The sequence below is a fragment of the Pseudomonas sp. JZ114 genome, assembly GCF_051027705.1.
GTDB lineage: Bacteria > Pseudomonadota > Gammaproteobacteria > Pseudomonadales > Pseudomonadaceae > Chryseomonas > Chryseomonas luteola.
In genome coordinates, this window is the sequence record NZ_CP069256.1 from 1,013,477 (window position 1) to 1,038,052 (window position 24,576).

25 protein-coding genes are annotated in these 24,576 nt (G+C 55.1%); 14 read left to right on the top strand and 11 right to left on the bottom strand.

Going from position 1 to position 24,576, the window contains the following annotated elements:
• The gene (gene gatC / locus JQR90_RS04705; protein ID WP_010797267.1) at positions 1 to 288 is read right to left on the bottom strand and encodes an Asp-tRNA(Asn)/Glu-tRNA(Gln) amidotransferase subunit GatC; all 288 of its coding nucleotides are present in this window, start codon (positions 286 to 288) and stop codon (positions 1 to 3) included.
• A gap of 227 nt (positions 289 to 515) precedes the next feature.
• On the opposite strand from gatC, the gene mreB reads away from it, so the two are divergent.
• The 8 genes from mreB to tldD all read left to right on the top strand — a co-directional run bounded on the left by mreB (position 516) and on the right by tldD (position 11,787).
• Positions 516 to 1,553, top strand: a complete 1,038-nt coding sequence (gene mreB, locus JQR90_RS04710) for a rod shape-determining protein MreB (protein WP_010797268.1) — start codon at positions 516 to 518, stop codon at positions 1,551 to 1,553.
• A 119-nt stretch (positions 1,554 to 1,672) separates the two neighbouring features.
• Positions 1,673 to 2,731: a rod shape-determining protein MreC gene (gene mreC / locus JQR90_RS04715; protein ID WP_230382042.1), complete on the top strand. Its 1,059-nt coding sequence runs from the start codon at positions 1,673 to 1,675 to the stop codon at positions 2,729 to 2,731.
• On the top strand, positions 2,731 to 3,219 hold the full coding sequence (mreD, locus tag JQR90_RS04720; RefSeq protein WP_010797270.1) for a rod shape-determining protein MreD: 489 nt from the start codon (positions 2,731 to 2,733) through the stop codon (positions 3,217 to 3,219). The genes mreC and mreD overlap by 1 nt, the downstream gene beginning before the upstream one ends.
• A gap of 50 nt (positions 3,220 to 3,269) precedes the next feature.
• The gene (locus tag JQR90_RS04725) at positions 3,270 to 3,866 is read left to right on the top strand and encodes a Maf family protein (protein WP_010797271.1); all 597 of its coding nucleotides are present in this window, start codon (positions 3,270 to 3,272) and stop codon (positions 3,864 to 3,866) included.
• A 68-nt stretch (positions 3,867 to 3,934) separates the two neighbouring features.
• Positions 3,935 to 5,392, top strand: coding sequence for a ribonuclease G (rng, locus tag JQR90_RS04730; protein WP_010797272.1), 1,458 nt, complete (start codon positions 3,935 to 3,937; stop codon positions 5,390 to 5,392).
• An 18-nt stretch (positions 5,393 to 5,410) separates the two neighbouring features.
• Positions 5,411 to 9,265, top strand: coding sequence for a YhdP family protein (locus JQR90_RS04735; RefSeq protein WP_434140559.1), 3,855 nt, complete (start codon positions 5,411 to 5,413; stop codon positions 9,263 to 9,265).
• 102 nt (positions 9,266 to 9,367) lie between these two features.
• A complete protein-coding gene (locus JQR90_RS04740; RefSeq protein WP_010797274.1) occupies positions 9,368 to 10,213 on the top strand; it encodes a carbon-nitrogen hydrolase family protein in 846 nt (281 codons plus the stop codon).
• A gap of 131 nt (positions 10,214 to 10,344) precedes the next feature.
• Positions 10,345 to 11,787 carry a metalloprotease TldD gene (gene tldD / locus JQR90_RS04745; RefSeq protein ID WP_010797275.1) on the top strand — a complete coding sequence of 481 codons (1,443 nt, stop codon included), beginning with the start codon at positions 10,345 to 10,347 and terminating at the stop codon, positions 11,785 to 11,787.
• 21 nt (positions 11,788 to 11,808) lie between these two features.
• Here tldD and yjgA read toward each other — a convergent pair whose 3' ends face one another.
• Positions 11,809 to 12,333: a ribosome biogenesis factor YjgA gene (gene yjgA, locus JQR90_RS04750; RefSeq protein WP_434140561.1), complete on the bottom strand. Its 525-nt coding sequence runs from the start codon at positions 12,331 to 12,333 to the stop codon at positions 11,809 to 11,811.
• A 92-nt stretch (positions 12,334 to 12,425) separates the two neighbouring features.
• On the opposite strand from yjgA, the gene pmbA reads away from it, so the two are divergent.
• From pmbA to JQR90_RS04765, 3 genes are all read left to right on the top strand, one after another.
• Positions 12,426 to 13,775 carry a metalloprotease PmbA gene (gene pmbA, locus JQR90_RS04755; protein WP_010797277.1) on the top strand — a complete coding sequence of 450 codons (1,350 nt, stop codon included), beginning with the start codon at positions 12,426 to 12,428 and terminating at the stop codon, positions 13,773 to 13,775.
• A 286-nt stretch (positions 13,776 to 14,061) separates the two neighbouring features.
• Positions 14,062 to 14,673, top strand: a complete 612-nt coding sequence (locus JQR90_RS04760; RefSeq protein WP_010797278.1) for a superoxide dismutase — start codon at positions 14,062 to 14,064, stop codon at positions 14,671 to 14,673.
• A gap of 82 nt (positions 14,674 to 14,755) precedes the next feature.
• Positions 14,756 to 15,637: a ZIP family metal transporter gene (locus JQR90_RS04765; RefSeq protein WP_010797279.1), complete on the top strand. Its 882-nt coding sequence runs from the start codon at positions 14,756 to 14,758 to the stop codon at positions 15,635 to 15,637.
• Positions 15,638 to 15,651: 14 nt separating this feature from the next.
• Here JQR90_RS04765 and JQR90_RS04770 read toward each other — a convergent pair whose 3' ends face one another.
• From JQR90_RS04770 to JQR90_RS04810, 9 genes are all read right to left on the bottom strand, one after another.
• Positions 15,652 to 15,924, bottom strand: coding sequence for an HPr family phosphocarrier protein (locus tag JQR90_RS04770; protein ID WP_010797280.1), 273 nt, complete (start codon positions 15,922 to 15,924; stop codon positions 15,652 to 15,654).
• A 21-nt stretch (positions 15,925 to 15,945) separates the two neighbouring features.
• Complete coding sequence (gene rapZ / locus JQR90_RS04775) at positions 15,946 to 16,809, bottom strand: RNase adapter RapZ (RefSeq protein ID WP_010797281.1); 864 nt, start codon at positions 16,807 to 16,809, stop codon at positions 15,946 to 15,948.
• Position 16,810: 1 nt separating this feature from the next.
• On the bottom strand, positions 16,811 to 17,275 hold the full coding sequence (gene ptsN, locus JQR90_RS04780) for a PTS IIA-like nitrogen regulatory protein PtsN (protein WP_010797282.1): 465 nt from the start codon (positions 17,273 to 17,275) through the stop codon (positions 16,811 to 16,813).
• 16 nt (positions 17,276 to 17,291) lie between these two features.
• The gene (gene hpf, locus JQR90_RS04785) at positions 17,292 to 17,600 is read right to left on the bottom strand and encodes a ribosome hibernation-promoting factor, HPF/YfiA family (RefSeq protein WP_010797283.1); all 309 of its coding nucleotides are present in this window, start codon (positions 17,598 to 17,600) and stop codon (positions 17,292 to 17,294) included.
• A gap of 123 nt (positions 17,601 to 17,723) precedes the next feature.
• Positions 17,724 to 19,220 carry an RNA polymerase factor sigma-54 gene (locus JQR90_RS04790; RefSeq protein WP_074827893.1) on the bottom strand — a complete coding sequence of 499 codons (1,497 nt, stop codon included), beginning with the start codon at positions 19,218 to 19,220 and terminating at the stop codon, positions 17,724 to 17,726.
• A 107-nt stretch (positions 19,221 to 19,327) separates the two neighbouring features.
• Positions 19,328 to 20,056 carry an LPS export ABC transporter ATP-binding protein gene (gene lptB / locus JQR90_RS04795; protein ID WP_010797285.1) on the bottom strand — a complete coding sequence of 243 codons (729 nt, stop codon included), beginning with the start codon at positions 20,054 to 20,056 and terminating at the stop codon, positions 19,328 to 19,330.
• Positions 20,053 to 20,598 carry a lipopolysaccharide transport periplasmic protein LptA gene (lptA, locus tag JQR90_RS04800; protein WP_010797286.1) on the bottom strand — a complete coding sequence of 182 codons (546 nt, stop codon included), beginning with the start codon at positions 20,596 to 20,598 and terminating at the stop codon, positions 20,053 to 20,055. Before lptA ends, lptB begins: the two co-directional genes overlap by 4 nt.
• Entirely contained in the window at positions 20,585 to 21,157 is a 573-nt protein-coding gene (gene lptC / locus JQR90_RS04805) for an LPS export ABC transporter periplasmic protein LptC (protein ID WP_010797287.1), read from the bottom strand. Before lptC ends, lptA begins: the two co-directional genes overlap by 14 nt.
• A 145-nt stretch (positions 21,158 to 21,302) precedes the next feature.
• Complete coding sequence (locus tag JQR90_RS04810; RefSeq protein ID WP_010797288.1) at positions 21,303 to 22,277, bottom strand: KpsF/GutQ family sugar-phosphate isomerase; 975 nt, start codon at positions 22,275 to 22,277, stop codon at positions 21,303 to 21,305.
• Positions 22,278 to 22,487: 210 nt separating this feature from the next.
• Between JQR90_RS04810 and JQR90_RS04815 the strand changes: the two genes are divergently transcribed.
• Genes JQR90_RS04815 through mlaD form a run of 3 tightly spaced genes read left to right on the top strand, consistent with a single transcriptional unit; the run spans position 22,488 to position 24,567 of the window.
• Positions 22,488 to 23,297 (top strand): ATP-binding cassette domain-containing protein, encoded by an 810-nt coding sequence (locus JQR90_RS04815; protein ID WP_010797289.1) that lies wholly within the window; start codon positions 22,488 to 22,490, stop codon positions 23,295 to 23,297.
• Positions 23,297 to 24,091, top strand: a complete 795-nt coding sequence (gene mlaE / locus JQR90_RS04820) for a lipid asymmetry maintenance ABC transporter permease subunit MlaE (RefSeq protein WP_010797290.1) — start codon at positions 23,297 to 23,299, stop codon at positions 24,089 to 24,091. The genes JQR90_RS04815 and mlaE overlap by 1 nt, the downstream gene beginning before the upstream one ends.
• Entirely contained in the window at positions 24,091 to 24,567 is a 477-nt protein-coding gene (gene mlaD / locus JQR90_RS04825) for an outer membrane lipid asymmetry maintenance protein MlaD (RefSeq protein ID WP_010797291.1), read from the top strand. The genes mlaE and mlaD overlap by 1 nt, the downstream gene beginning before the upstream one ends.
• The last annotated feature ends 9 nt before the right edge of the window (positions 24,568 to 24,576 follow it).

Sequence of the window (24,576 nt, forward strand, 5' to 3'; positions counted from 1 at the left end):
TTACTCAATCACCTTGGGTACCAGGAACAGGCCGTTTTCGACCGCTGGGGCGATAGTCTGGTAGGCGTCACGCTGATTGGTTTCGGTGACTTCGTCGGGTCGCAGGCGCTGTACGGCCTCCAGCGGGTGCGCCAGAGGTTCGACGTTATCGGTATTGACGGCCTGCATGCGATCAATCAGGCCGAGGATGTCATTCAACGTCCCGGTGGTCCGTTCAATATCGGCATCGTTAAGGCCTAGTCTGGCCAGGTGAGCGATCTTTTCGACGTCGGAGCGTTCGAGCGCCATCGGATTCTCCAGCAATATCGGGGCTTGACCATGGCGAAAGTCATAAATCGAGAGATTTGCACGGTAGGCGGTCAAGCACCGCGTTAAGAAAGGCCTAAGAGGGCCGCAGAAACGAGCAATCTAGCACATCACCGCCTTGCTCAAAATCCCTGCCGTTGTTAGAGTCTGCCGCAATTTTTCCCACGCGTTTCATCTGCGTGCCTGACGCCACCGCCTAGGGTCACTTCATGTTCAAAAAGTTGCGTGGCATGTTTTCCAGCGATCTGTCGATCGACCTGGGTACAGCCAATACCCTCATTTATGTCCGGGATCGCGGTATTGTCCTTGACGAGCCATCCGTTGTTGCCATTCGTACGCATGGCAATCAGAAGAGTGTAGTTGCCGTCGGTACCGACGCCAAACGCATGCTGGGTCGTACGCCTGGCAATATTTCTGCGATCCGACCGATGAAGGATGGTGTGATTGCAGACTTCAGCGTTTGTGAAAAAATGTTGCAGTACTTCATCAACAAAGTTCACGAGAACAGCTTTCTCCAGCCAAGTCCCCGTGTACTTATCTGCGTACCGTGCAAGTCCACCCAGGTCGAGCGCCGTGCCATTCGTGAATCGGCTCTGGGCGCTGGCGCCCGTGAAGTCTTCCTGATCGAAGAGCCGATGGCAGCTGCCATTGGCGCAGGTCTTCCGGTTGAGGAAGCGCGTGGTTCGATGGTAGTGGACATCGGTGGCGGCACCAGCGAGATCGCCTTGATCTCCCTGAACGGTGTTGTCTATGCCGAGTCCGTACGCGTAGGCGGTGACCGCTTCGATGAAGCGATCGTGACCTATGTCCGCCGCAACTACGGCAGCCTGATCGGTGAATCTACTGCCGAGCGCATCAAGCAGGAAATCGGTACGGCCTACCCGGGCGGTGACCTGCGTGAAATCGACGTCCGCGGCCGCAATCTGGCTGAAGGCGTACCGCGCAGCTTTACGTTGAACTCCAACGAAGTGCTGGAAGCCCTGCAGGAATCGCTGGCAACCATCGTCCAGGCGGTCAAGAGCTGTCTGGAGCAGTCCCCGCCGGAGTTGGCTTCGGATATTGCCGAGCGCGGTCTGGTCCTGACCGGTGGTGGTGCTCTGCTACGTGATCTAGACAAGCTCCTGGCGCAGGAAACCGGCCTGCCGGTGATCGTGGCGGAAGATCCTCTGACGTGTGTTGCCCGCGGTGGCGGCAAGGCGTTGGAGATGATGGACCGTCACGCTATGGATCTTCTTTCCACCGAATAAGTCGCATGCATGAATATCAGGGCCTGCATGGCGGGCCTTGATGTTGTCATGATTGACGCTTCGAGGACGAGACCATCAAGCGTATATTTTCCAAGGGTCCTTCGCTTGGCGTCCGTCTGCTGGCTCTGGCTGTTCTGTCTGTCAGCCTGATGGTGGTAGATGCCCGCTTCGATTATCTGAAGCCGGTGCGCAGCGAAATGGGCCTGGTGCTTACACCCTTCTATTGGGCAGCCGATCTCCCGGTTCGTGCCTGGCAAGCCGTGCGCGATCAGTTTTCCAGCCGTACTGAAATCATGGCTGAAAACGAGCGCCTCAAGGCTGAGGCACTGCTTATGCAGCGTCGCCTGCAAAAGCTGGCGGCTTTGACCGAGCAAAACGTACGACTTAGAGAATTGCTCAACTCTGCCGCCCTGGTAGACGACAAAGTGCTGGTCAGCGAGCTGATTGGCGTCGATCCGAATCCATTTACTCACCGTATCCTGATCGACAAAGGCGCGAAGGATGGGGTCTTTATCGGCCAGCCGGTGTTAGACGCCAGTGGGTTGATGGGGCAAGTGGTCGAAGTCATGCCCTATGCCGCCCGTGTCCTGCTGTTGACGGACGTCACCCATAGCATTCCTGTTCAGGTCAACCGCAATGGTTTGCGTGCTATCGCCATGGGAACTGGTAACCCTGAGCGTCTTGAACTGCGCCATGTGGCCGATACCGCCGATATCAAGGAAGGCGATCTACTGGTCAGCTCTGGTTTGGGGCAGCGGTTTCCTGCGGGGTACCCGGTCGCAACCGTGACCGAAGTAGTGCATGACTCAGGGCAACCGTTTGCCATTGTGCGAGCTGTACCCACTGCCAAGCTGAACCGCAGTCGCTATGTGCTATTGGTCTTCAGTGATCCACGTACACCTGAGGAACGGGCCTACGATGCTGCCCGGGCCCAGGAAGAAGCGGATCGCAAAGTGTCCCAGGAGCAGCAGGGAACAACGCCAGCGGCAACCTCGCCCGCCCAGGTTAATAATCCCGCTCAGCCAGCCAGTGGTAATAACAAGACACCGGCGACCAACGCGGCGGCTCCGGCTGCTCAGTCGGCCAAGCCCCAGACTCAACCCGCGAAGCCTGCCGCCAAGCCGCAGTCCAGCCAAGCCCCGGCCGCCTCGACACAACGCGCCCAGGAGGCCCGTTAATGGCCTTTCGGATCGGCCATAACGGCTGGGTTATCTGGCTGACATTGTTGGTGGGGCTGTTGCTTTCGGTTGCGCCAATGCCGGACTTCATGGAAATCGGGCGGCCCTTATGGCTGTCCATGTTCTTGACGTTCTGGACGTTGGCGCTGCCTCACCGGGTAGGCCTGAGTACGGCCTGGGTTTTCGGATTGGCAGAGGATGTGCTGTACGGAAATCTGCTTGGCCAGAATGCCCTGATTCTGAGCCTGGTAGTTTTTCTGGTGCAATCATTACAACAGCGGCTTCGCGTCTTTCCCATTTGGCAGCAGGGCTTTGTGCTGCTGGTCGTCTATGGCATCTCGCAGCTGGTTCAGCTCTGGCTGAATACGTTGACGGGTAATCGTCCACCCACCCTGGTATTTCTTGCACCCTCCCTGGTCAGCGCCTTGCTCTGGCCTTGGGTATATCTGGTGCTACGTGATTTGCGAACGCGTTTCAATGTAAGTTGACGTGGCGTCGGCGGCTGATCTGCTGACGTGAGCGTTTCAAGGAGCCTTCTATGCCACGTCTGTATCTTGCTTCCGGATCTCCACGCCGTCGTGAGTTGCTTGAGCAAATCGGTGTGCCGTTCGAACGTCTTTCGGCCGAAATTAATGAGGCCGTGCTGCCTGGCGAGACAGCAGATGCCTATGTCGAACGTCTTGCCAGAAGCAAGGCACAGGCAGGTCTGGCACTTTTGTCTGGTGACACGGTTGATTGCGTCCTGGGAGCCGACACTAGCGTCGTGTTGGATGGGCACATTCTGGGCAAGCCGGAAAGCCGCGAGCATGGCATGGCTATGTTGGTTCGTCTGAGCGGCAAAACGCATACCGTTCTAACCGCAGTTGCCGTAGCCAGTAAAGACCTGTGCCTGGCGCGTGTCGTGTCGAGCGAAGTAACGTTCAGGCCTATCAGTGAAGCCGAGCGTCAAGCCTATTGGGCAAGCAGTGAGCCGGCCGACAAGGCAGGCGGCTACGGAATCCAGGGGCTGGGCGCTGTCTTTGTTCAACATATAGCGGGAAGCTATAGCAGCATCGTCGGACTCCCCCTTTGTGAAACAGCGGAGCTTTTATCAACGTTTGGCATACCATGCTGGCAGCCCAATGTACCTCGTTGAAAAGGTTAATACCCTAGATAGCGCCGATACCGATAAGCTGCAAGACACCTCGAATAATGGATAAGTCTATGAGCGAAGAAATCTTGATCAACATCACCCCGATGGAGTCTCGGGTGGCGGTTGTTGAAAACGGCGTTCTGCAAGAGGTTCATATCGAACGCACGATGCGCCGGGGCATTGTAGGCAATCTGTATCAAGGCAAGGTTGTCAGAGTCCTGCCTGGGATGCAGGCGGCCTTTGTGGATATTGGGCTGGCCAGGGCCGCCTTTATTCATGCTGCCGAGATTTCTACCCGCGAGGGCAGTGCTGTCGAAAGCATCAGTGCCCTGGTTCATGAGGGGCAAAGTCTGGTCGTTCAGGTCACGAAGGATCCGATCGGAACCAAGGGGGCGCGCCTGACAACGCACCTTTCAATTCCCTCACGCTATCTGGTGTACATGCCCAAGACCAATCATGTGGGCATCTCGCTGAAAATCGAGGATGAAGCCGAGCGTGAACGGCTCAAGAACATCGTTGAAAAGTGCATCGCCAACGAGTGTATCGAGGAAGCCGGTGGCTTTATTCTTCGTACGGCGGCGGAGGGCGCGCGTGAAGATGAAATCAAGGCGGATATCCGCTACTTGCGGCGGCTGTGGGCTCAGATTCATTCTCAGATGAATAAGGTTCCTGCGCCTACGACCATCTATGAAGACCTTGACCTTCCATTGCGTACCTTGCGGGATCTGGTCAGTCCGCGCAGTGAAAAGATTCGTGTGGACTCTCGGGAAAACTTCCAGCGAATTGGCCAGTTCGTGTCCGAGCTGATGCCTGAAGTATCTGATCGCCTAGAGCATTATCCTGGCGAGCGTCCGATTTTCGACTTGTATGGCGTCGAGGATGAAATCCAGAAGGCGCTTGAGCGAAAGGTCATGCTCAAATCGGGCGGGTATCTGATCATCGATCAGACCGAGGCCATGACTACGATAGACGTGAATACAGGTGCATTCGTAGGGCACCGTAACCTGGAAGAGACAATCTTCAAGACCAATCTTGAGGCAGCTACGGCAATTGCCCGGCAGTTACGGCTGCGAAACCTGGGCGGCATCATCATTATCGATTTCATCGACATGGAAGATGAAGAACATCAGCGCCAAGTGCTTCGCAATCTGGAGAAGCAGCTGGAGCGCGATCACGCCAAAACCAACATCATTGGCATTACTGAGCTTGGTCTCGTCCAGATGACGCGCAAGCGCACACGTGAAAGCCTGTCGCAGGTCCTGTGTGAGCCTTGTCCGGCGTGCCAGGGACGTAGCATGCTGCGGACGGCTGAAACTATCTGCTACGAAATCTTCCGTGAAATTCTGCGCGAAGCACGCGCTTACCAGGCAAACTCCTATCTCGTGTTGGCCAATCAGAAGGTGGTAGACCGTCTTCTTGATGAGGAGTCAGGCAATGTAGCGGACCTGGAAGCTTTTATCGGTCGAACGATCAAGTTTCAGGTCGAACCTATGTACTCCCAGGAGCAATATGATGTTGTACTGCTGTAAGCCGCTGAGCTTAGGCTGATGGCAGGGTTGGGCCGCTTCATCGGAACACTCCTGCGCCTTGGTTTCGGTCTGTGTGCTCTGATCCTGATCTTGCTGGCGCTTTATGTCAGCGTAGGGCGCCAACTCATGCCGGGCGTTGCCGAGTATAGAGCCGACGTTGAGGTGCGCTTGAGCAGTGCCTTGAAGCAGCCTGTACGCCTGGGCGCCTTGAAGGGAAGCTGGCAAGGACTCAATCCTGTCATTGACCTGCAGGACCTGGAACTGGGTGAGGGCAGCCAGCCTCTGCATCTGGAGCGAATCAGGGTTGTGCCGAATATGTTCCAGAGCCTCCTGCACTGGCAGCCCATACTGAGTTATGCCAGCCTCGACGGTGTACGACTCGAGTTGCTGGAAGAAGCGGATGGGCGCTGGCGTATCGCAGGACTGCCCCAGCGTGATGATGAGCAAGAGCCTTTTGATCCCGCACCGCTTCTCAAGTGGCTGCCCTCGCTTGGGCGACTATCAGTACTCAATGGGCAGCTCAGCGTTTTATCCCATGAAGGAAAAGTGTTTACGCTGCGCTATGTCGAGGCAACGCTGTCTACGAGACGTAACGGCGATGTCCGTCTCGATGCGCGTTTGAATCTACCTGACGGGCAGCCCTTGGCCTTAGACGTCCAGGGGCAGGTCGATTCGGCGCATTGGCAGGACAGCCGATTCAAGAGCTATTTGAGCCTGCCCCAGACGGACTGGGCACAGTGGGTGCCACGTACTCTGACGCGGCAGTGGCGGCCGCATGAGTTACATGCAGGAGGAGAGGTCTGGCTTGACTGGGCTCATGGAGTGCCTCAAGACGCAGCCTTGCGGCTCAATGCGGCTCGGCTGGTGGCTTCGTATGGTACCCGTGCGCCCGCTGGTCTTGATGACCTCGCCTTGAACCTTTCATTTACCCGCGAGAAAAACGGCTGGCGAGCCATCGGTTCCGATCTTGCGGTAAGCCTTGGGGAGAAACGCTGGAGTGGTGTGACATTAGCGGTTCAGCGCAATGATGCAGCGGATCGCTGGCAGGTACGTGCCGACCGGCTCGATCTGGCACCATTGACGGCCGCCGTCCAGGCACTTGCGCCTTTACCTGAAAATGTGGCGTCAGCGTTATCGGCACTTAGTCCGCATGGTGCGCTACGTAACATCTCGCTGGACTACCAACCCCAGAAAAGTCTTGCTGATCGCCTCGCGTTTGCAGCCAACCTGGAAAAGGTAGGGTTCTCGGCCTATCACGGTGCGCCGGCTGTCGAGAATGCCAGTGGTAGTGCAACTGGCGGACTGCAGCATGGCGAATTGCGGCTGGATACCACCAACTTCTCGCTGCATCTGGCCACCCTGTTTCCTGAACCGTGGCAGTACCGTACAGCCAAAGCGCGCTTGAATTGGTCTTTAAGCGATGACAGCTTTACCTTGTCGAGTCCGTTGATGCGCGTCTCGGGTGAAGAGGGTGATGCCGCCGGTGACATGTTCATCCGGCTGGCGCGCAAGCCAGGCATTGAAAGCTACATGGACCTGCGTGTTGGGCTGCGCAATGGTGATGCGCGCTATACCGCCAAGTATCTGCCTACCCGGACACCTGCGATGAGTGGCCCTCTGGCTGACTGGCTCAAGACTGCGATCAAGGGTGGCCATATCGATGAAGGTATTTACCAGTATCAGGGTTCCCTGATGCACGATGCACCGCCGGGTGCACGTACCATGAGTCTTTTCTTTCGCGTCCACGACGCATTGCTTGCCTACCAGCCGGGTTGGCCAGAGTTGCGTGAGGCCAGCGGCGATATAGTCATTGAAGATGATGCCGTTCGCATTCAGGTACCGGAGGGGCGAATCCTGGATACCCAGGTCAGCAAGGCAAATGTCACCATCCCGCTGCGACATGATGGCAGTACGGTCCATCTGTATCTGAAAAGTGACTTGGACAGTAGTGTAAAGGACGGGCTCACGATCTTGCAGGAGACGCCGTTACCGACAGCCGAGACATTCAAGGGATGGCGGGGGGAGGGGGCTCTAAAGGGTAAGCTTGACCTGGATTTGCCTTTTGATCATGGGCTACCGCCCAAGGTGATTGTGGATTTCGTGGCTAATGGGGCCCGGTTACAGCTGGCAAATCCCATGCTCGATGTCACCAATATCCGCGGTGCGTTTCGCTATGACACGACACGAGGCTTGAGCGCACCGGATATCAAGGCGCAGGTATTGGGCAGTCAGGCCCACGGCAAGGCGTTCGCCGAAGGGAACCAGACCGATCCCAAGACCCGCCTCGTGGCTGAGGGCAAGGTAGCGCTCAGTCAGCTTACCCAATGGCTGGGTGTTGGAGGCCGGCCATTGCCAGTGTCAGGCGATATTCCGTATCGCATGAGCCTGACCCTGGCAAACGAGGCCAGCGAAATCGTAGTAGCCTCGAATCTTCAAGGGGTAGCTATTGATCTGCCAGCACCGTTTGGCAAGGATCCGCAGACCGCTCATGACGGTTTTTTCAGTATGACACTCAATGGGCCCGAGCGTCGTTATGAGGCGACATATCAAGGCTTGGCGGATGCCGTTATCGTCGCACCGCCGGATCGCTTGACCGAGGCCCGTGGCGAGGTTGTTCTGGGAAATGGCACAGCCAATCTCCCGAGCGGTCAGGGAATCCGTGTTCGTGGCGTCCTGGATCGTCTCGTGCTGAGTGAATGGCAGGTCGCTATCGAAAAGTACGTTACGCCTGGTAAGGAACCGGCTACGCGCTCTGGTGGTGGGCCTGCCTCGCCCGACTCCATGCTCTCAATACTTGCGGGCGGGCAGCTCAAGGTAGTGCATTTTGAAGGTTTCGGTCAGACCGTCGAAAACCTCGCTGTTCAGCTGGAACCACAAAGTAATGTCTGGGTGCTTACGCTCGATAGCTCGGTCATTGCCGGCCAGGTACGGTTGCCGGAAGACCGCAAGGTACCCATTACGCTTGCGCTCAAACATTTGGACTTTCCCAGTCATGCTGCTCCGGCAGGGGGCGCCAAGCCCGTCGAAAGTCCTGATCCCCTGGCGAATATCGACCCGCATGGCCTGCCGGCAATGGACGTATCGATTGATACCCTTTCGCTGGGCGGTGAGCCTGTTGGCGCACAGCGACTCAGGATCCGGCCAACGACGGCAGGAGTGCGCTTTTCAGACCTGAACCTCTATCTGAAGGGGCTGAAGGTCGAAGGTACGATGGATTGGGAGGGGTTGCCGGGCACTACGCGTACACGGTATAGCGGTCGTCTCTCGGGTGACAACGTTGCCGATGTATTGCTGGCCTGGAAGTTTGCATCCAGTGTGACCAGTCGCGAGTTTCGTCTTGATGCCAACGTCAGCTGGCCTGGATCGCCAGCCTGGGCGGGGCTGAATCGTCTGTCCGGCACACTGGATGCCAGCCTGCGTAACGGACAGTTGCGTCAGGTTGAAGGCTCTGCATCAGCGCTCCGGGTGTTTGGCCTGCTCAATTTCGAGGCCATACGGCGGCGGCTGCGGTTGGACTTTTCCGATATTTTTGGCCGCGGCCTGAGTTACGACACGATCAGCGGGTTACTGGAGGCGCAAAACGGTGTTTTTCTAACCCGGAAACCCATCATTCTGGATGGTCCTTCTACCGATATGCAGATGCAGGGTACGCTGGACCTGGCCCATGATCAGGTTGACGCCCATTTGCAGGTTGGATTGCCCTTGACCAACTCATTGCCTATCGCAGCGTTGATTGCCGGAGCACCTGCCATAGGTGGAGCCCTGTTCATTGTGGATCGCTTGATTGGTGACAGGGTAACCCGCATGGCCAGTGTGAACTATCACATCCACGGGCCCTGGCAAAATCCACAGATGACACTGGGCAAGAAGTGAACCCTGCGCAAAGAAATGCGACTGTTCTGCCATGACAGAAGAAGTCGGTTGAGCGTAAGCGGATCCTCTGCGTAGCATAGACAAGTCAATACGAGGTGGGCTATGACGTTTGCGGTAATCCAGATGGTAAGCCAAGACGACATAGAGGCCAATCTTGCTACGGCATACCGTCTGCTTGAGCAGGCGGCCAAGGCTGGAGCACAGCTGGCAGTCCTGCCCGAGAATTTCGTTGCGATCGGTCACTCCAATCCTGCCATGATCGGCCAGGCGGAGGCGCTAGGAGCAGGGCCCATCCTGCCTTGGTTAAGCTGTTCTGCTCGTGCATTGGGGCTCTGGATTGTCGCCGGGACATTACCGTTTCCTCCAGATGATCAGCCATATGCCAAGCCAAGGGCGTGCTGCCTGTTGATCAATGATCAAGGGGAGCGAGTAGCTCGTTATGACAAGCTGCATCTCTTCAATGCCCGTGTAGATGATCGGCAGGGTAGCTATAGAGAGGGTGATCACTATGCGGAAGGCCAGGATATCGTCGTGGCGGATACCCCTGTAGGGCGGCTTGGCTTGACGGTTTGCTATGACTTGCGTTTCCCTGAGTTGTACACCTCTCTACGTGAGGCCGGTGCCGAGTTGATTGCTGCGCCTTCGGCATTCACGGCTGTTACGGGAAAGGCTCATTGGGATATCTTGATACGTGCCCGAGCTATCGAAACGCAATGTTATATTCTGGCCGCTGCGCAGGGAGGTCTGCATCCACGAGGTCGGGAAACCTGGGGCCACTCCGCTATTATCGATCCTTGGGGGCGCGTCCTTGAAGAGTCGCCTACAGGGGAAGCTGTCATGATTGGACGGCGTAATATTGTCCAGCAACAAGCATTACGCGAACAGATGCCGATTGCTCAGCATCGTCGCTTTGGTTTTGCAACATCGCCCTTGCCAAGCCACGAATGACCACAATCGACTTGATTGGGCATTTCCATTAAGCACAACGCGCAAGACGCGCTAAGGTCAATAAAGAAGATCTGTGTGTTTCAACGTGTTGTGCACGCCTTGCATAAGACCTTTCGGCTATTGGAGTAAGCATGAGCCAATACCTGACTTCTGTCAGTCAACATCTTCTCAATCCAGGTGGGCTTGAAATCGACAGCCTGCCAGTGGTTCTTCATCAACTGGCGGGACCAGGAATCGACGCCGCCGATCTGTATTTCCAAAGCATGATTTCCGAGTCTTGGCTGCTTGAGGACGGCATCGTCAAGGAAGGCGGCTTTCATATGGACCAAGGCGTTGGTGTCCGTGCTCAATCAGGTGAAAAGACCGGGTTTGCCTATAGTAACGCCATCACACTGGATGCCTTGAGCCAGGCTGCCCAGGCTGCACGTTCCATCTCACGCAGTGGGGATAACGGCAAGGTTCAGGTATTCAGCCACATCGAGCCGGTACGGCTTTACCCCGAAGAAAACCCACTGGATGTCTTGAGCCGTGCAGAGAAAGTCGAGCTGCTCAAAAATATTGACGTAGCCACGCGGGCTCTGGATCCCCGTATCCAACAGGTTACGGTCAGCCTTTCCGGTGTCTGGGAGCAGGTGCTTGTCGCCGCCAACGATGGAACGCTGGCGGCGGATGTACGCCCTCTGGTGCGCTTCAATGTCAACGTGGTCGTCGAGCAGAATGGTCGCCGGGAACGTGGCAACAACGGCGGTGGCGGACGCACGGATTATCGTTACTTTCTGCGTGAAGACCGTGCCATGAGCTACGCGCGCGAAGCGGTGCGGCAGGCCTTGGTAAATCTGGAGGCTGTTGCCGCTCCAGCGGGCACGCTACCGGTTGTGTTGGGCTCGGGATGGTCTGGCGTCCTGTTGCACGAAGCTGTAGGTCATGGCCTGGAAGGTGATTTCAACCGCAAGGGCAGTTCGGCTTATAGCGGACGTATGAACGAGCGTGTAGCTTCATCGCTATGCACCATTGTCGATGATGGCACTCTCCCTGATCGCCGTGGTTCGGTATCGGTCGATGACGAAGGCACGCCAGGCGCCTACAACGTGCTTATCGAGAATGGCATTCTTAAAGGGTACATGCAGGACAAACTCAATGCCCGGCTTATGGGAGTGGCACGTACCGGTAACGGACGCCGTGAATCCTATGCGCACCTGCCCATGCCTCGCATGACCAACACCTATATGTTGGCAGGTGAAAGCGACCCGGCAGAAATCATCGCCTCGGTCGAGCATGGCCTGTATTGCGCCAGCCTGGGGGGCGGTCAGGTCGATATCACCAGCGGTAAATTCGTCTTTACGACCAATGAGGCTTACCTGATCGAGAACGGCAAGGTGACCCGGCCGGTGAAGGGCGCCACGCTGATAGGAAACGGTCCGGAAGTCATGACACAGGTATCGATGGTCGGCAATGACCTGTCGCTGGACAACGGTGTTGGCACGTGCGGGAAGGAAGGCCAGTCAGTTCCGGTTGGCGTAGGCCAGCCAACTCTGAAAATTGATGCCATCACGGTAGGAGGAACGGGTGCCTGACAGGCAGGCAAGGGCCGCGTATTAACGCAGGCCCCGCTTGGTATCATCCAGTTCACGGATGTACTTGAACAGTTTACGTGCCGCTGACGGCGGCTTGTTATGCGCCTGCTCGTGTTGGGCGTGACGGATCAACTGGCGCAGGTGCTGGCGGTCAGCGTCCGGGTTGTCTTCGACAAAAGCCTGCAGGACCTCGTCGCTACCACCCAGCAGGCGATCCCGCCAGCGTTCAAGGGCGTGAAAGCGCTCGTTGTACTGGCGGGTCGAGGAATCGACTTGTTCGATCATGGCCATGATCGCATCAAGATCCTGATCGCGCATCAGTTTGCCCAGGTACTGGGTATGTCGCTTCCGGGCGACGTTGGCTTTGTGCTTGGGAGCCTCGGCCAAAGCGCGGCGCAAAGGCTCGGTCAAGGGGAGGCGGTCAAGCAGGTCAGGGCTCATCCCGGCGAGGCGCGCGCCAAGGTCCTGCAGGGCATGCAATTCGCGCTTGATCTGCGATTTGCTCTTCTCTCCGGAGAAGGAGTCGTCGTCAAGAAAATCAGACATGAGGGTGGTCCATAACTAAAGGTCGCCATCATAACGAGTTGAAGGTCGGTTGTCCGGTCCGCCGGGCTGCCAACGCTGTATAGGAGAGAAGCATGAATCAATCCGTGGAAGTTGTCGGCCCGGCTGCCTTACCTGCCTTGCGTGAACAGGTCGAGCGCATTTTGGCGGAGGCGCGTCAGCAGGGTGCCACTGCTTGTGAGGTCTCGGTATCTGTTGAGCAGGGGTTATCTACAACCGTTCGCAAGGGCGAGGTTGAAACGGTTGAGTTCAATCGTGATGAGGGCTTCGGTATTACCTTGTACGTAGGGCACCGCAAGGGCTCGGCCAGTACGTCCGCAACGGGCGAAAATGCTATCCGTGAGACCGTAGCCGCGGCTCTTGCCATTGCCCAGCACGCTTCCGAAGACGAATATTCAGGCTTGGCCGATCCGGAAAAAATGGCCAAGAGCCTACCTGACCTGGACCTGTTCCATCCCTGGAGCATTACGCCTGACGAGGCGATCGAGAAAGCGCTTATTTGCGAGTCAGCAGCCTTTGCAGCCAATCCCAAAATCACCAATGCTGATGGAACAAGCCTCAACACTCATCAGGGTTGCCGTATCTATGGCAACAGCCATGGCTTTATCGGTGGGTATGCCAGCAGTCGACACAGCCTGAGCTGCGTCATGATTGCGGAAAGTAATGGCCATATGCAGCGCGATTACTTTTACGACGTCAATCGTGTGGCTGAAGAGCTGATGGACCCTGTCTATATTGGTCAGCGCGCAGCAGAACGGGCGGTGAGTCGCTTGGGAGCTCGTCCGGTTCCAACAGCCCAGGTTCCTGTGCTGTTTGCGCCTGAACTGGCCTCGGGATTGTTCAGTAATTTTCTGGCCGCCATTTCTGGCAGCAACCTCTATCGGAAGACGACCTTCCTGGAAGGCGCAATGGGGCAGCAACTCTTCCCCGAGTGGTTATCTGTCGATGAGCGTCCACTAATTCCTAGGGCATTGGGTAGTGCATCGTTCGACAATGAAGGACTGGCGACCTATGCCAAGCCCTTTATCGATAAGGGTGAGTTGGTTTCCTATTTGCTGGGCACCTATTCCGCCCGCAAACTGGGGATGCAAAGTACAGCCAATGCCGGAGGCGTGCATAACCTGTTTGTCAGTCACGGCAGTGATGACCAGGCGGCCTTGATCCGTCGCATGGGCAAAGGACTTCTCGTAACCGAACTCATGGGGCAGGGGGTCAATCTGGTAACAGGCGACTACTCACGGGGCGCTGCCGGTTATTGGGTCGAAAACGGCGAAATACAGTTTCCGGTGCAGGAAGTCACTATTGCAGGGCGTCTTCAGGATATGTTTCGCAACATCGTTGCGATCGGTTCGGATGTAGATCGTCGCGGTGGTATTCGAACCGGATCGGTGCTGATTGAGTCCATGACTCTGGCCGGACGTTGATTCAAACTTTTGCGCCTGCCAATCAAACTACTGTAGGCAGGCGTAAAACGTCGCTTTCGTTTGTCGAATCTGTTAGATATGTTATTGATAAATAATCTCATTTCTTATGAGGTCTGGTTTTATGGGGTGACAGGTCTTTAATTCTGTCCAGTTAACCCATAGCTAATAACTTCCAGCGTCAAGCCTCCTTGGCGCGCTTCACTCAGCAGTAAACACGTGAACGTTCGAGCAACACGGGTCTGCCCTTAGGCAGACGATAGTTATCCTCACATCAGGAGACGACATCATGCCTCATACGCTTCCAGCTTTACCCTATGCCTACGATGCACTGGAGCCTCACATCGATGCGCAGACAATGGAAATTCACCATACCAAGCATCATCAGACCTACATCAATAATCTGAATGCTGCGCTCGAGGGGACTGGCCTTGAGTCCTTGCCGGTAGAAGAACTGCTGACTCAACTGGACAAGCTGCCTCAAGATAAGCGTGGTGTGGTAGTAAACAACGGCGGCGGACATGCCAACCACTCTCTGTTCTGGACCGTTATGACTCCGCAAGGCGGTGGTAACCCGGAAGGTGAATTGGCTCAGGCTATCGATTCCCAGCTGGGCGGTATGGACGCATTCAAAGAAGCCTTTACCAAGGCTGCGGTGTCTCGCTTTGGCAGTGGCTGGGCATGGTTGAGCGTGACGCCTGAAAAGAAACTGGTTGTTGAAAGTACACTTAACCAGGACAGCCCCATCATGAATGGCAATACGCCTATTCTGGGCCTGGACGTATGGGAGCACGCATACTACCTGCGTTATCAGAACCGTCGTCCGGAATACATTGGTGCCTTTTACAATGTAGTCAATTGGTCTGAAGTTGCTCGTCGCTATCAGGCAGCAATGGCCTAACGGGGTACAAGCGTCGTGATCTTCGCGGTGTAAGAGGTTCTTGCACCGCGTCCTCTGATCTTTTTTTCGCCTCAGTAGGCCTATGCGTTCGATACAGACGTTTTTATCAAGTTATCTCGGATTGGCGTTGTGTATCGTCTTGCTGTTTATTGGGGGCACTCTTCTTCAGTTCGAAGCCTTACAGGCGCTATTTCAAAGACCTTCCATGCAAAGCGCAGTGAAAGACGGCATGCTCTGTGCGCTAGGCACTGCGCTCGGTGCGCTCCCCGTACTTGCCGTTTCTCGTATTTCTGAGCGTCTGTCCAATATCATGTTGGGCTTTGGTGCAGGCGTCATGCTTGCGGCTACTGCCTTTTCTCTTTTATTGCCTGCATTGGATGCAGGGGGCTCGCTAGGGTATTCCAAGTGGGGCAGTGGAGCGGTAGTCAGCTGTGGAATCATGCTAGGCGTTCTTGGCATGCTAGGGTTGGAACGTGTCATGCCGGAGCAGGAGTTAGAGCAGCGTGATTCTATTTCCGCCGTAGAGCCGCGAATCCTACTGTTCGTTGCAGCCATTATTCTTCATAACATTCCCGAAGGGATGGCTGTCGGTGTAGCCGCAGGTGGTGCTGTTGACGGGGCAGAGAGCCTGGCGCTTGGGATCGCCCTGCAGGACTTTCCGGAAGGGATGGTGATTGCGCTGGTGTTGGCTGGAGCGGGCGTAAACCGATATAAAGCGGTGGGCATTGGCGCAGCCTCAGGGCTGGTTGAGCCGCTTTTCGCAGTCATTAGCGCCTGGCTGGTCAATTTCAGTCAGATGATGCTGCCCTGGGGGCTGTCGCTGGCAGCAGGTGCCATGCTGTTTGCCGTAACCCACGAAGTCATTCCTGAGGCGCACCTTAAAAAGGGTCACCGCAGTGCTGCCACCGTCGGGCTCGGCATTGGTTTTTGTCTGATGATGGTAATGGATACCGCGTTAGGGTAGGGGAGCGTGGGCGATCATTCGCCTTCGTCGAACCGGTTGTTGATCAATTCAATCAATGCCTGCAAGGCTTCTTCGCTCTGTTCGCCTTCCGTTGCCAAGTGAAGCATCGTGCCTTTGCCGGCAGCCAGCATCATGACAGACATGATGCTTTTCCCATCGATTGTGCTTTCAGGGCTTCTACCGACTCTGACTTCGCAAGGAAAGCGCCCAGCCACACCGACGAACTTGGCCGCTGCGCGTGCATGCAGCCCTAGCTTATTGATGATGGTGATTTCTTGGGCGGGCATTACGTTGAGTGTCCTTAATCGCTATTGTCCAGGTAGGTCGCGGTGGCGAATCTGGACTTTTTTCAGTTTTGATTTGAGAGCTGTTCCCAGTCGCTGGGCAATGTAAACCGAGCGGTGGTGGCCTCCCGTACAGCCAATCGCAATCGTTACATAAGAGCGATTGTTAGCGGCGAAATTGGGCAGCCATTTAGACAGGTAATTATAGATGTCTTGGTAGAGCTCTTCGACCTCGGTTTGCTCCTCCAGATACTCGATCACGGGTTGATCTAGACCTGAAAGCTCCCTGAGCTCTGCTTTCCAATAGGGATTGGGCAGGAAGCGGATATCGAAAACCATATCTGCGTCAACCGGGAGGCCCCGTTTGAAACCGAACGACTCGATTAGAAACGCAGTGCCAGGCTCGGGTGCATTGAGCAAGCGTAGCTTGATCATGTCCTTGAGCTGATAGAGATTCAGATGAGTGGTGTCGATCTTCAGGTCAGCCAGATCGGCAATAGGCATCAGCAGCTGACGCTCATCCTCGATGGCTTCAGCCAGCGAACGATACTCGCTCGTAAGCGGATGACGACGGCGGGTTTCCGAGAACCGTTTGAGCAGTGTCTGATCATCTGCATCCAGATACAGCACATCGCAACGGATATGGCGTGATCTGACTTGCTCAAGCAGCTCGGGAAAGCGTTGTAGCTGGCTAGGCAGGTTGCGGGCGTCGATAGACAGGGCTATCTGAGACTGAGCCCCTTCGGATTCAGTCAGGGCGCGCTCGGACAGGTCCGGTAAAAGACCGGCAGGTAGATTATCGATGCAATAAAAGCCGTTGTCTTCCAGCACATCTAGTGCTGTGCTTTTGCCAGATCCGGAGCGTCCACTGACGATAATCAGATGCATGTTAATGACCGCTTTGGGCGTCGATAACTATTTGATAGAGCCCATTGCTAGTAGTTGCATGGCGCAGTCGGTCGCGGATTTCAGCCTTATCCAGCATGGCTGCAATCTGGCGCAACAACTCCAGATGCTGCTCGGTAGCGGCTTCGGGTACGAGCAGGACGAAAATAAGGTCTACTGGCGCTCCGTCGAGTGAGTCGAAGTCTACCGGTGTTTGCAGGTGGCACAGCACACTAATAGGCTCCTTGGAGCCACTCAGGCGGCAGTGAGGAATAGCTATTCCATTGCCGAAACCGGTCGACCCTAACTTTTCTCGGGCCATGAGGCTTTCGAAAATTGAGTGAGCGTCTTGCCCTGGCAAGTCAGTCGCAGCAATTTCAGAGATCTGCTGAAGCACGCTTTCTTTACTGACCCCTGGCACGCTCACGTGTGAGCGGCCAGGGGTCAGAATGGTTTCTAATCGAATCATAGGGTGATGTTAAGTCTCAACGGACGCCCAACCCTTGCTGCCTCTCGAGCTGTTTCTCTTTGTGTTTGATCAACTGGCGGTCGAGTTTATCGGTGAGAAGGTCGATGGCAGCGTACATGTCTTCATGTTCGGCATTTGCAACGACAGACGCACCTGCAACATGCAAGGTGGCTTCAACTTTCTGTTTCAGTTTATCGACCTGCATGATTACCTGAGCACTGGTAATGCGATCGAAGTGGCGTTCAAGTCGGGCGAGCTTTTCTCCAACGTAGCTGCGAAGGGAGTCGGTAACATCCAGTTGATGCCCACTGATGTTGACTTGCATACCGCGTTCTCCTTATTGCCGTGGTGTAACAGGCAGGCATTAGGCCTGCCGAAGAAACACTGTTGAGCGATAAGCGCCTCTTTTCCCCGCGCTCGCAGTCCGCTCGTGGCGAGCCGCCTAAGTCTAGACCAGCCTTTTCCGTTCACTCGATGGAGCAATGCCCAGCGACTCACGGTATTTGGCTACAGTCCGACGCGCGACCTGTATGCCTTGTGACTCCAGTAAACCAGCGATCTTGCTGTCGCTCAATGGCTTTTTTGCATTTTCGGCGGCAACAAGTTTTTTGATGATGGCGCGAATGGCGGTCGACGAGCATTCACCGCCCTCAGCCGTGCTTACGTGACTGGAGAAGAAGTATTTCAATTCGTATATGCCACGAGGCGTGTGCATATACTTTTGGGTGGTCACACGAGAAATTGTGGACTCGTGCATGCCAACCGCCTCGGCAATATCGTGAAGTACGAGTGGTTTCATGGCTTCTTCGCCATACTCTAGAAAGCCACGCTGATGCTCGACGATTTGCGTCGCAACCTTCATCAGGGTCTCGTTACGGCTCTGCAGACTCTTGATGAACCAGCGAGCTTCCTGCAACTGGTTACGCATGAAAGTGTTATCTGCACTGCTGTCGGCACGTTTCACGAAACCGGCATATTGTGAGTTTACGCGTAGCCGCGGCACCGCCTCCTGGTTCAGCTCAACCAGCCAACGGTCATTGTGTTTGCGCACGATGACATCAGGAACCACGTACTCGGCTTCACCTGATTCGATCTGGGAGCCTGGTCGGGGGTGCAGGCTTTGAATCAGCTCGATTACGTCGCGTAACTCATCTTCCTTGATCTTCATGCGGCGCATGAGCTGGCTGTAATCACGGCTGCCTAGGACGTCCAGATAATCTGTGACCAAGCGCTTGGCTTCCGCCAGCCGTGGTGTTTTGCCTGGAAGCTGATTGAGTTGCAGCAGCAGGCATTCCTTGAGATTACGTGCGCCTACGCCTGCCGGTTCGAACTGTTGAACACGGCGTAAAACTACTTCGACTTCATCAATCTCTACCTCAAGCTCAGGATCTAGCGAGGCGTGTATGTCTTCGAGTGATTCTTCGAGGTAGCCATCATTATTGATGCCGTCGATGATCGACATGGCGACCATGCGATCCACGTCCGACATCGGGGCCAGATTCAGTTGCCAGAGAAGATGGCTCTGCAGACTTTCACCTGTCGATGTTCTGGATGTGAAATCCCATTCATCGTCGTCAGAGCTCGGAAGGCTGCTCGCGCTTGTCTGATAGATATCTTCCCAGGCGGTATCGACGGGAAGCTCATTGGGGATACGGTCACTCCATTCGGACTCGTCCGACTCAGAGGTCTCTATCGAGGGAGCCGTATCCTTGAACGTAACCTCCTGGCTACCAGGATTCGATAGCTCCTCGCCATCGGCAAGCGGGTCGCTGTGATCAAAATCATCGCCTTCTTCTTGCCGCTCGAGCATGGGGTTGGATTCCAGGGCTTCCTGAATTTCCTGCTGGAGATCAAGCGTCGAAAGTTGAAGCAATCGAATGGCCTGTTGCAGCTGAGGAGTCATGGTCAGCTGCTGGCCCATCTTTAAAACTAACGATGGTTTCATGGCTGCGGGCTTAGCACCTTAATCTACAGACGCGAACTGCGCCACGGAGCCCACCAGATAATTTGGTAGGGATGAGCAAATTATATGCCTGGTTTTTACCCTTTTGCCTAGAGGCGGAATTCGTGCCCCAGATAAACTTCCTTAACCAGGTCGTTGGCCAGCACGCTTTCGGCATCGCCTTCAGCAATCAGCTGTCCGTCATTCACAATATAAGCCATCTCACAGATTGTGAGGGTTTCCCGAACATTGTGATCCGTGATCAAAACGCCAATGCCTTTGGCTTTCAAGTGGCGAATGATTTGCTTGATATCACCCACTGAAATAGGGTCGACACCGGCAAAGGGCTCATCCAGCAGAATGAACTTGGGCGCCGTGGCTAGGGCGCGAGCAATCTCGACGCGACGACGTTCCCCACCCGACAGGCTCATGCCTAGGTTGTCACGAATATGGGTGATGTGAAATTCTTGAAGCAGCGACTCGAGCGCCTGGGTGCGTCCGTTTCGGTCCAGGTCCTTGCGTGTTTCAAGGATGGCCATGATGTTGTTGGCCACGGTCAGCTTGCGGAATATCGATGCTTCCTGGGGGAGATAACCGATACCTGCCTGCGCTCTGCCGTGCATAGGCAGGTTGGTGACATCCTGGTTATCGATCAGTACACGGCCATGATCGGCGTTGACCAACCCTACGATCATATAAAAGCATGTCGTCTTGCCCGCACCGTTAGGTCCGAGCAGTCCCACGATCTGGCCGCTTTCGATGGTCAGGCTGACATCCCGGACCACTTGGCGACCCTTATAGCTCTTGGCCAGATGCTGGGCTTTGAGCAGTACTGTCATTGAGCTTGCCCCGGCTGCTGGTCTTTGTTCTTGGGCTGGATGACCATGTCGATACGCGGTCTTGGTGTGGTGATCTTGTTACCGTTTGCACGGCCAGCATTCACGATCTGGCGCTGGGTGTCGTAAACGATCTTTTCGCCTTCGAACGTATTGCCTTGCTGTTCAACGCGTGCCTGGTCGATCAGTACGATTCGGTTTTCATCCGCATAGTACTGGATAGTCAGGCCGTAAGCCTTCACCGTATCTTTGTCCGCAGATGGCTTCTGCTCATAGTGAGCCGGCTTGCCAACGGCAGTTGCAACCTTGATGTTGCCGTTGTTGTCCTGGGTGATGGTCACGGTGTTACCCGTGATCTTCATCGTGCCTTGGGTAATGATGACGTCGCCTCGATAAACCGCTACGTTCTGCTTGTCATCGAGTTCGGCGCTGTCGGCCTGTACCCGGATAGGCTGGTTGCGGTCAGAAGGCAGAGCCCAGGCGTTAACGCTTCCGAACGTAGCGCCCAGGGTTAAAAGAAGGGGTAGAGATTTAACGAACCTCATGCTGGCCTCTTACATTGGACAGCAGGAGCATTCTGCCGTCATTCAGGTACGCTTTCATGCCTTTCGCTGTGGTCACGCTATTAGCGGCCTCAATCTTAACGGCTTGCTCAGTCTGCGCATAATTTTTGTCAGGAAAAACAGTCATTCGCGTCGTCGTCATCACGATAGGGCGGCCCTTTTCGTCTGTACGCTCGACCCTTACATCATCGATCAACTCAGCCTGTGTACCTTTTGGCGCCACCTCGGCCCTTGCGCTGCGAACATGCCAGGGCAGGTCAGTACCGCGGTATGCCAGCATATCGGGTTTCGAAACCAGTGTGACATCGGTGGCCTGAACGTGATCAAGCCGTTCGGCTGTCATCTCGTATTGTACCTTTCCATCGGCACGGTACTGGATCGTTTTGACATTTGTTGCATAGGCATCAATGGCATTATCGGTCTGGGCATTGCCTGCCGGGTCATCGATAAACCGTTGCGGCAAGAGGTTCCAGTAACCGATAGCGACCAGCGCCAGGGCAATCAGGACATAAAGTACAGGTTTACGCAGTGTACGGAACATGACAAAAGGCCTGCAAAAGCATTGTAGTCAAACGGCGGCATAAAGCACGGCAAAGGCTTTGTACCATTTGAGGCGTAAAGCATTTATGAGTGCCATCACTGCCATACAGCAGCAATGATGGGCTGTCTCTCGATATGAGCTGCATTCACATGACGCCTGCGCGAAGCAGGTCGTGCATGTTCAGTGCCCCCAGAGGGTAATCTTTCTCGTCGACCACAACCAAGGCGCTAATCTTGTGATCTTCCATGACTTTCAATGCCTCTGCTGCCAGCATCTGTGGGCGTGCCGTACGACCATGCTCCGTCATGACGTGGTCTATGGTCGTTGAGCGTACGTCAATTCCGCGATCAAGCGCACGCCGAAGGTCCCCATCAGTAAAAATACCTGCCAGTCGGCCATCAGGCTCCGTGACGACGGTCATGCCAAGCCCTTTTTGGGACATCTCAAGTAATGCACCGCTAAGCGAAGTGCCTCGCGGCACTTGAGGTAATTCCTTCCCGCTATGCATGACATGCTCGACCTTGAGAAGTAGGCGTCGGCCCAGAGCGCCGCCGGGGTGAGAAAAGGCAAAATCTTCAGCCGTGAAGCCTCGTGCATCGAGCAAGGCAATGGCAAGCGCATCCCCCAGAACCAGACTGGCAGTGGTGGAGGAGGTCGGTGCAAGATTCAGCGGGCAGGCTTCCTTGGCAACGCCTGCGTCCAGGTTGACAGTAGCTGCCTGGGCCAGAGGTGACTGGGGATTGCCTGTCATACTGATCAACGTGATTCCCAGTCGCTTGATAAGTGGCAGGAGCGTCACTATTTCAGGGGTAGAGCCGGAGTTGGACAGGGCCAGCACAATGTCCGCCTGGGTAATCATCCCCATGTCGCCGTGGCTTGCTTCGGCGGGATGGACGAAAAACGCGGGTGTGCCTGTGCTTGCCAGCGTGGCCGCAATCTTATTGCCGATATGTCCGGACTTTCCCATGCCCAGTACAACGATGCGGCCCTTGCAGTCCAGCATCAGTTCACAGGCTTTGACAAAGCGATCATCTATACGCCCACGCAATGCGTTCACGGCTTCCACTTCATAGCTGATGGTACGATTTGCGGATTCGATGAAATTTGCAGCGTGGGTCATTTGTCTACCAGTTTGCTGGGCAGCAGATTGATTGAAAACGCAGAATTATAACGACAATCAATCCCCCCTCCTATGAAAACGATTGAATTATGTTCATGTTGGGGAGGTAGCGCTGAAATGTTATGCTATGTCCTTGTCGAATAGGCCCTTAAAAGTGCCTTGGATGCCATTCGATGCGTCTGCCAGGAGGGCTGTAAGCTAGGAGTTTAGATGAACACCGATAGCGAGTATGCGGTCGAGCTTAAAGGCGTTACCTTCAAGCGAGGCGAGCGTACCATCTACGAGAATGTTGATATCCGCATCCCGCGTGGCAAGGTGACCGGTATTATGGGGCCTTCAGGGAGCGGCAAGACAACGCTGTTACGCTTGATTGCAGCCCAGTTGCGCCCTGAAAAGGGTGAGGTATGGGTTAACAATCTCAATCTTCCCATACTGTCTCGAAGTGACCTGTTCAATGTGCGTAAGCAGATGGGCGTTCTGTTTCAGAGCGGTGCACTGTTTACAGACCTTGATGTTTTCGAAAACGTGGCCTTTCCTCTCCGGGTTCATACCAAGCTGCCTGAGGAGATGATCCGGGATATCGTCCTGATGAAACTTCAGGCGGTCGGTCTGCGGGGCGCTATCGAGTTGATGCCCGATGAGCTGTCCGGAGGCATGAAACGTCGGGTGGCTCTGGCTCGGGCGATTGCATTGGATCCTCAGATCCTGATGTATGACGAGCCTTTCGTGGGACAGGACCCCATTGCCATGGGCGTACTGGTGCGCCTGATTCGTCTGCTCAATGATGCACTGGGATTGACCAGTATCGTTGTGTCACATGATCTGGCCGAGACGGCAAGTATCGCTGACTATCTTTACATTGTCGGGGATACACAGGTGCTGGGCCAAGGAACCCCCGCAGAGCTCAAGGAGTCGTCTGATCCACGAGTGCTTCAGTTCATAAAAGGTACTCCGGATGGCCCGGTACCGTTCCATTTCGCAGCGCCTGACTATAGCGAAGATCTTTTGGGGAGGCGCTAATGCGTCACATTTCACTGCTTGAGCGCATCCGCTTATTGGGGCGCACAGGCCTGGATGTATTGGCTGCAGCTGGTCGTTCTGTTCTGTTGCTATTGCAATCCTTGTTTGGCCGCTCCGGCGCAGGCAAGGGTGGACAGTTGCTGATCAAACAGCTCTATTCGGTGGGGGTTTTATCGCTACCCATCATCCTGGTTTCCGGTCTTTTCATCGGTATGGTTATAGCACTTCAGGGCTATAACATTCTGGTTACCTATGGTTCGGAACAGGCGGTTGGGCAGATGGTGGCTCTTACCCTGTTGAGAGAGTTGGGCCCTGTAGTTAGTGCGCTTCTGTTCGCAGGTCGTGCAGGTTCTGCATTAACGGCTGAAATTGGCAATATGAAGTCGACAGAGCAGTTGTCCAGCCTCGAAATGATCGGTGTTGATCCGCTCAAATATATAGTGGCTCCGCGCCTGTGGGCGGGCTTTATTTCCTTGCCTCTGCTCTCAGCCATTTTCAGCGTTGTGGGTATCTGGGGCGGTGCAATGGTTGCGGTTGACTGGCTCGGCGTCTACGACGGCTCGTTCTGGAGCAACATGCAGAACAGCGTCCAGATGGCGGATGTCATCAACGGCATGATTAAAAGCCTTGTCTTTGCCTTTGTGGTGACCTGGATCGCCGTGTTCCAGGGATACGACTGCGACGCCACTTCCGAAGGGATCAGCCGCGCGACGACCCGAACAGTTGTCTATGCCTCTCTGGCAGTGCTGGGTCTCGATTTTCTTTTGACTGCTTTGATGTTTGGAGATATCTGATGCAAACCCGCACCCAGGAAATTGGTGTCGGCCTGTTTCTGCTCGCTGGCTTGCTGGCTCTCTTACTGTTGGCTTTGCGAGTGAGTGGCTTGAGCGTTGGCGAGCACAATGACACCTATAAAGCGTATGCCTATTTCGACAATATCGCCGGTCTGACCGTACGTGCAAAAGTCACGATGTCAGGCGTCACGATTGGTCGAGTCACCGCAATCGATCTGGATCGTGATAGCTACCGTGGTCGAGTGACCATGCAGATCGACCAACAGGTCGATAACATTCCGGTCGATTCCACCGCCTCCATCCTGACAGCAGGTCTGTTGGGTGAAAAATATATTGGTATTAGCGTGGGAGGGGATGAGGAGGTTATCAAAGATGGCGGAACTATTCGTGATACCCAGTCGTCGCTGGTATTGGAAGATCTGATCGGCAAATTCCTGCTCAACACCGTCAACAAAGATTCGTCTGGCGATAAGTAAGAAGGACAC

Bases quoted from the DNA above. Each gene is read 5' to 3' on its own strand.
- gatC (WP_010797267.1), bottom strand. From the start codon at position 288: ATGGCGCTCGAACGCTCCGACGTCGAAAAGATCGCTCACCTGGCCAGA.
- mreB (WP_010797268.1), top strand. From the start codon at position 516: ATGTTCAAAAAGTTGCGTGGCATGTTTTCCAGCGATCTGTCGATCGAC.
- mreD (WP_010797270.1), top strand. From the start codon at position 2,731: ATGGCCTTTCGGATCGGCCATAACGGCTGGGTTATCTGGCTGACATTG.
- JQR90_RS04725 (WP_010797271.1), top strand. From the start codon at position 3,270: ATGCCACGTCTGTATCTTGCTTCCGGATCTCCACGCCGTCGTGAGTTG.
- rng (WP_010797272.1), top strand. From the start codon at position 3,935: ATGAGCGAAGAAATCTTGATCAACATCACCCCGATGGAGTCTCGGGTG.
- JQR90_RS04735 (WP_434140559.1), top strand. From the start codon at position 5,411: ATGGCAGGGTTGGGCCGCTTCATCGGAACACTCCTGCGCCTTGGTTTC.
- JQR90_RS04740 (WP_010797274.1), top strand. From the start codon at position 9,368: ATGACGTTTGCGGTAATCCAGATGGTAAGCCAAGACGACATAGAGGCC.
- tldD (WP_010797275.1), top strand. From the start codon at position 10,345: ATGAGCCAATACCTGACTTCTGTCAGTCAACATCTTCTCAATCCAGGT.
- yjgA (WP_434140561.1), bottom strand. From the start codon at position 12,333: ATGTCTGATTTTCTTGACGACGACTCCTTCTCCGGAGAGAAGAGCAAA.
- pmbA (WP_010797277.1), top strand. From the start codon at position 12,426: ATGAATCAATCCGTGGAAGTTGTCGGCCCGGCTGCCTTACCTGCCTTG.
- JQR90_RS04760 (WP_010797278.1), top strand. From the start codon at position 14,062: ATGCCTCATACGCTTCCAGCTTTACCCTATGCCTACGATGCACTGGAG.
- JQR90_RS04765 (WP_010797279.1), top strand. From the start codon at position 14,756: ATGCGTTCGATACAGACGTTTTTATCAAGTTATCTCGGATTGGCGTTG.
- JQR90_RS04770 (WP_010797280.1), bottom strand. From the start codon at position 15,924: ATGCCCGCCCAAGAAATCACCATCATCAATAAGCTAGGGCTGCATGCA.
- rapZ (WP_010797281.1), bottom strand. From the start codon at position 16,809: ATGCATCTGATTATCGTCAGTGGACGCTCCGGATCTGGCAAAAGCACA.
- ptsN (WP_010797282.1), bottom strand. From the start codon at position 17,275: ATGATTCGATTAGAAACCATTCTGACCCCTGGCCGCTCACACGTGAGC.
- hpf (WP_010797283.1), bottom strand. From the start codon at position 17,600: ATGCAAGTCAACATCAGTGGGCATCAACTGGATGTTACCGACTCCCTT.
- JQR90_RS04790 (WP_074827893.1), bottom strand. From the start codon at position 19,220: ATGAAACCATCGTTAGTTTTAAAGATGGGCCAGCAGCTGACCATGACT.
- lptB (WP_010797285.1), bottom strand. From the start codon at position 20,056: ATGACAGTACTGCTCAAAGCCCAGCATCTGGCCAAGAGCTATAAGGGT.
- lptA (WP_010797286.1), bottom strand. From the start codon at position 20,598: ATGAGGTTCGTTAAATCTCTACCCCTTCTTTTAACCCTGGGCGCTACG.
- lptC (WP_010797287.1), bottom strand. From the start codon at position 21,157: ATGTTCCGTACACTGCGTAAACCTGTACTTTATGTCCTGATTGCCCTG.
- JQR90_RS04810 (WP_010797288.1), bottom strand. From the start codon at position 22,277: ATGACCCACGCTGCAAATTTCATCGAATCCGCAAATCGTACCATCAGC.
- JQR90_RS04815 (WP_010797289.1), top strand. From the start codon at position 22,488: ATGAACACCGATAGCGAGTATGCGGTCGAGCTTAAAGGCGTTACCTTC.
- mlaE (WP_010797290.1), top strand. From the start codon at position 23,297: ATGCGTCACATTTCACTGCTTGAGCGCATCCGCTTATTGGGGCGCACA.
- mlaD (WP_010797291.1), top strand. From the start codon at position 24,091: ATGCAAACCCGCACCCAGGAAATTGGTGTCGGCCTGTTTCTGCTCGCT.